Origin of the sequence: Nocardiopsis sp. NPDC058631, assembly GCF_042716955.1 — a bacterium.
Classification (GTDB): domain Bacteria; phylum Actinomycetota; class Actinomycetes; order Streptosporangiales; family Streptosporangiaceae; genus Nocardiopsis.
The window spans coordinates 1-4,767 of sequence record NZ_JBHXQY010000183.1; the positions used below are offsets into that span (position 1 = coordinate 1).

4 protein-coding genes are annotated in these 4,767 nt (G+C 71.9%); all 4 read right to left on the minus strand.

Features of this window, described 5'->3' with window-relative positions; translation table 11 throughout:
• Positions 1-122: 122 nt before the first annotated feature.
• Genes ACFWTE_RS29680 through ACFWTE_RS29695 form a run of 4 tightly spaced genes read right to left on the minus strand, consistent with a single transcriptional unit; the run spans position 123 to position 4,364 of the window.
• Complete coding sequence (locus tag ACFWTE_RS29680) at positions 123-1,241, minus strand: ABC transporter ATP-binding protein (protein WP_378783244.1); 1,119 nt, start codon at positions 1,239-1,241, stop codon at positions 123-125.
• Entirely contained in the window at positions 1,238-2,332 is a 1,095-nt protein-coding gene (locus ACFWTE_RS29685; RefSeq protein ID WP_378783245.1) for an ABC transporter ATP-binding protein, read from the minus strand. Before ACFWTE_RS29685 ends, ACFWTE_RS29680 begins: the two co-directional genes overlap by 4 nt.
• A 2-nt stretch (positions 2,333-2,334) precedes the next feature.
• Entirely contained in the window at positions 2,335-3,360 is a 1,026-nt protein-coding gene (locus ACFWTE_RS29690) for an ABC transporter permease (protein ID WP_378783246.1), read from the minus strand.
• Positions 3,360-4,364: an ABC transporter permease gene (locus ACFWTE_RS29695; protein WP_378783248.1), complete on the minus strand. Its 1,005-nt coding sequence runs from the start codon at positions 4,362-4,364 to the stop codon at positions 3,360-3,362. The genes ACFWTE_RS29690 and ACFWTE_RS29695 overlap by 1 nt, the downstream gene beginning before the upstream one ends.
• Positions 4,365-4,767: the final 403 nt, after the last annotated feature.

Below are 4,767 nucleotides of genomic sequence, written 5' to 3' on the forward strand. Positions count from 1 at the left end.
CGGTGGTGGGGGGGGGGGGGGGGGGGCCGCCCGGGGGCGGCCGGGTCCGCCGGGCGGCCGCCGGGCCGGTCACCGGGGCGACCGCCCTGCTTGCCTGCTCCGTTCGGGGTGTGCCCGGCGGGTCAGCCCACGCCGTGCACGATGCGCTCCGCCAACTTCTCGTCCGGCCGGATCTCCCCCGACAGGATCTGCTCCGCGTAGTGGCAGGCCACCCGGTGGGTACTGCCCTCGGCTGTGCCCCGCACCGGGCGCAGCTCGGGGCGCTCGGAGTCGCACAACTCCTCCTGCCGCCACGGGCAGCGGGTGTGGAAGCGGCAGCCCGTCGGCGGGTTCGCGGGCGAGGGCAGGTCGCCTGCGAGCAGGATGCGCTCGCGGGAGTCCTCCACCTCCGGGTCCGGCACCGGCACCGCCGACATCAGCGACCGCGTGTACGGGTGCATCGGCGTCTCGTACAGTTCGTCGCTGGACGCCTCCTCCACCAGCGCCCCCAGGTACATCACCCCCACCACGTCGCTGACGTGGCGGACCACCGCCAGGTCGTGGGCGATCACCAGGTAGGTGAGTCCGAGCTCCTTCTGGAGGCTCTCCAACAGGTTGAGGACCTGCGCCTGGATCGACACGTCCAGCGCGGACACCGGCTCGTCGCAGATGATGAGGTCGGGTTCGAGCACCAGCGCCCGGGCGATACCGATGCGCTGCCGTTGACCGCCCGAGAACTCGTGCGGGTACCGGGTGAGCGCCTTCGCGGACAGCCCCACCCTCTCCAGGGCGTCCACGACCCGGCGCTGCTGGTCCTCCAGGACCAGCTTCCGCCTCTCGGAACGCCCCCGGGTCTCCCCCGCCCCCTCGCCGCCGTCGTCGGGGCCGCCGATCCCGTGGGTCTGCAACCCCTCCAGGAGGATGGAGCCGATGTTCTGCCTGGGGTTGAGGCTGCCCAGGGGGTCCTGGAACACCATCTGGAGGTTCTTGCGCTCACGGCGCATCGACTCGGTGTCCAGGCCGGCCAGGTCGCGCCCGCCGAACAGCACCTCCCCCTCGGTGATGTCGACCAGCCGCAGCACGGCACGGCCCAGCGTGGTCTTGCCGCAGCCGGACTCGCCCACCAGGCCGTAGGTCTGGCCCTCCTGGATCTGCAGGCTGACGCCGTCGACCGCGCGGACGTGGCCGATCGTGCGGTCGAAGAGCACCCCCCGTCTGATCGGGAAGTGGACCTTGAGGTCGTTGATCCGCAGCAGGCTCATCCCTGCGCCTCCTCGTCGTCGCCGACCACGGCCGGGCTCTCCAGTACCGTCCGGTCCACCACGTCCGCGTGCCGGACGGGGTTCACGCACCGGTGCGCGTGCGCGGCGGCGGAGCCGCTCCCGGCCTCCCCGCCCACCGTGACCAGTTGCGGCGGCCCCTGGAGGCACTCCAACGTGTAGTGGTCGCACCGGGGCGCGAACGCGCACCCGTCCGTCCAGGCGATGTTGTCGTTGACCGAGCCCCGGATGGGGGTGAGCGCCTCGCCCCGGGGGGCGTCCAACCGGGGGATGGAGCCCAGCAGGCCGACGGTGTAGGGATGGGTCGGGTCGGCGAACAGCGGCGCGCGCTGCGCCGTCTCCACCGCCCGCCCCGCGTAGAGGACGTTGATGTCGTCGCACAGGCCCGCGACGACGCCCAGGTCGTGGGTGATCATCAGCAGGGCGGTGCCCTCCTCCGTGACCAGGTCCTTGAGCAGCTCCAGGATCTGCGCCTGGATGGTGACGTCCAGGGCGGTGGTGGGCTCGTCCGCGATCATCAGCCGGGGACGGCAGGCCACCGCCATGGCGATCAGCGCCCGTTGGCGCATACCACCGGACAGCTGGTGGGGGTACTCGCGGAGCCTGCGCGTCGGGTCGGGGATGCCCACCCGGTACAGCAGGTCTGCGGCCTCCTTCGAGGCCTTGGAGCCGCGCAACCCCCGGTGGCGCTTGAGGATCTCGGTGACCTGGCGGCCGATGGGCACCACGGGGTTGAGGGAGCTGAGCGGGTCCTGGAAGATCATCGCCATCTGGGACCCGCGCAGGTCGCGCATGCGTCTGTGCGGAAGCTTCAGGAGGTCGGCCTCCCCGTCGGGCAGCCGCATCACGGCACTGCCCCCGACGCGCACCCCCCGGTCGGGGAGCAGGCCCATCAGGGCGAGGGAGGTGACGCTCTTGCCGCAGCCGGACTCGCCGACCAGGCCGGTGACCCGGCCCTCCTCCAGGGTGAAGGACACCCCGTCCACGGCCCGCACCTCGTCGGAGTCGGAACCGCGCCCGCGGAACACCACGGACAGCTCGTCCACCGCCAACAGCGGCGTGCTGGAACTCATGGTCACTTCCTCAGCTTCGGGTCGAGCGCTTCCCGCATCGCCTCACCCAGCAGGGTGAAGCCCAGGGCGGTGACGATGATGCCCAGGGCCGGGTACACGGCCAGCTGCGGAGCGCTGGACAGGAAGCGCTGGGCGTCGGCGAGCATCGTCCCCCACTCGGGGAAGGCGGGGTCGGGGTTGCCCAGGCCCAGGTAGGACAGGGCCGCCGCGTCGATGATGGCGGTGGCCAGGGTCAGGGTGGACTGCACGATCACCGGGCCCAGCGAGTTCGGCAGGATGTGCGTGAGCGCGATCCTGCGCTTGCGCACGCCCAGCGCACGTGCGGCCAGGACGTAGTCGCGGTTGCCCTGGGAGATCATCGCGCCGCGCAGGAGGCGGGCGAAGATCGGGATCTGCGCGACGCCGACGGCGATCATGACCGTGGTCAGGCTCGGCCCGACGAGGGCGGCGACGGTGACCGCGAGGAGCAGCGTGGGCAGCGCCAGCATCATGTCGATGACGCGCATCACCGCGTTGTCGAGCTGGCGCCCCCAGCGCCCGCCCAGGACGGACGCGGCTCCGGCGGCGCCCCCCAGGACGGCGCCGACACCGAACCCGACCAGGGTGGCGACCACCCCGACCAGGAGTGTCTGGCGCGCGCCGACGACCATGCGGGAGAACTGGTCGCGGCCGAGGTTGTCCAGGCCCAGCCAGTTCTCCCCGCGCGGCCCGACGAAGATGTTCTGGTTCGGGAACACCTCGTCGCCCCAGGCCTGCGAGGTGGGCGGGTAGGGGGCGATGAGCGGTGAGAGCAGGGCGACCGCGACGAACACCGTGACGATGACGGCGCCGGTGATCGCCATGGGGCTGCGGCGCATGCGCGCGAAGGCGGTACGCCAGATCCCCGACCCGTGGCTGCTCTCGTCGCGTTCGCCCATGAGCTCGGCGAGGCGGTCGATCCGGGCGGCCTTGCGCCCCAGGAGCGAGCCCTTGGCGTCCGACGCGTCCTCGGCCCGGGCCGGGTTCTGGGAGCTCGGTGTCGTTGGCATCACTGGGCCCGCACTCTCGGGTCGAGGAGGCTGTAGGAGATGTCCACCAGGAGGTTGATGAACACGTACATGGTCGCGATGAGCAGGATGAACCCGGTGAGGACCGGGTAGTCACGGGTCTGCGTGGCCGCGTACACGAACGATCCGATCCCGGGGAACGCGAAGACGCTCTCCGTGAGCACCGCTCCGGCGAACAGGCTTCCGGTGAGCAGGCCGATGGAGGTGACCACGGGGAGCATGGCGTTGCGCATGACGTGGCGGGTCCGCACGGTGTTGCGGTGCAGGCCCTTGGCGTTGGCGGTGCGGACGTAGTCCTCCTCCAGCACCTCCAGGACGCTGGCACGGGTCATGCGGACGATCACCGCGAGCGGGATCGAGGCCAGCGCGAGCCCGGGGAGCACCAGGTGCGCGAGGGCGTCACCCACCACGTCGAACTCCCCGGTGCGCAGCCCGTCCAGGACGGCGAACCCGGTGAGGTCGGTGCGGTTGATGCCCGGGGAGAGGCGGAACGCGGACGGGAACCAGCCCAGGTGCTCGGCGAAGACGACCTTCAGGAGGAAGGCGAGGAAGAACACCGGGGTGCAGATGCCGAGGAGGGAGCCGCCGACGGCGGCGAAGTCCAGGACGGTACCGCGTCTGCGCGCGGCCAGGTAGCCGAGCGGGATGCCGACCGCGGTCGCGATGACCATGGCGGTGACGGCCAGTTCGAACGTGGCCGGAAAGCGGGTGAAGAATTCTTCGAGGACCGGTCGGCCGGTCTGGAGGGAGGTGCCCAGGTCTCCCTGGAGGATGCGGCGCAGGAAGGCCAGGTACTGAACCGTGATCGGCTCTTCCAGGCCCAGGGAGCTCCGCAGTTGGGCTCTTTGTTCGGAGGTCGCGTCGTCGGGGAGGAGGGCGTACTCGGGTCCGCCCGGCAGCCGTTGCAGCCAGACGAACAACAGGATCGACAGGCCGCCCAGTGTCGGGATCAGCTGAAGGAGACGCCTGACGATGAATCGCAGCACCTTCGCCGCCTTTCGCCAGTGTGGGAACGATGGACGCGAAGCGTCCCCGCCGGGGTGTGGCGGGGGTTCGGTTGTACGGGTGTCGCGGTCGGCGCGGATCCGCGCGGTCCGCGCGGTCGGGGGCGCGGCGGCCGGTGGAGTTGGTGCCCGTGCTCGGGGGTGCCCGCCGCCGGCGGTGCCGGCGGCCGCGCGGCCCCACGGGCTCTCGTGGGGCACTCCCCCCTGGTCGGCCGGATCGGTACCGGCCGGCACGGTCCGGGGCGGGGCCTCGGACGGGGCGCGGGCCCGACCGGCCGGTGACGGCCCTCCGGCCGGGTGATCCCGCCACGGCCGTCGGACGTCCACCAGGCTTCCTCTCGCCGCGCCTCTGCGCTCGTGAAGCACAACCAGGCTGAACTTCGCA

Excerpts from the sequence above, each read along its gene's own strand:
- ACFWTE_RS29680 (WP_378783244.1), bottom strand. The coding sequence starts at position 1,241 with ATGAGCCTGCTGCGGATCAACGACCTCAAGGTCCACTTCCCGATCAGA.
- ACFWTE_RS29685 (WP_378783245.1), bottom strand. The coding sequence starts at position 2,332 with ATGAGTTCCAGCACGCCGCTGTTGGCGGTGGACGAGCTGTCCGTGGTG.
- ACFWTE_RS29690 (WP_378783246.1), bottom strand. The coding sequence starts at position 3,360 with ATGCCAACGACACCGAGCTCCCAGAACCCGGCCCGGGCCGAGGACGCG.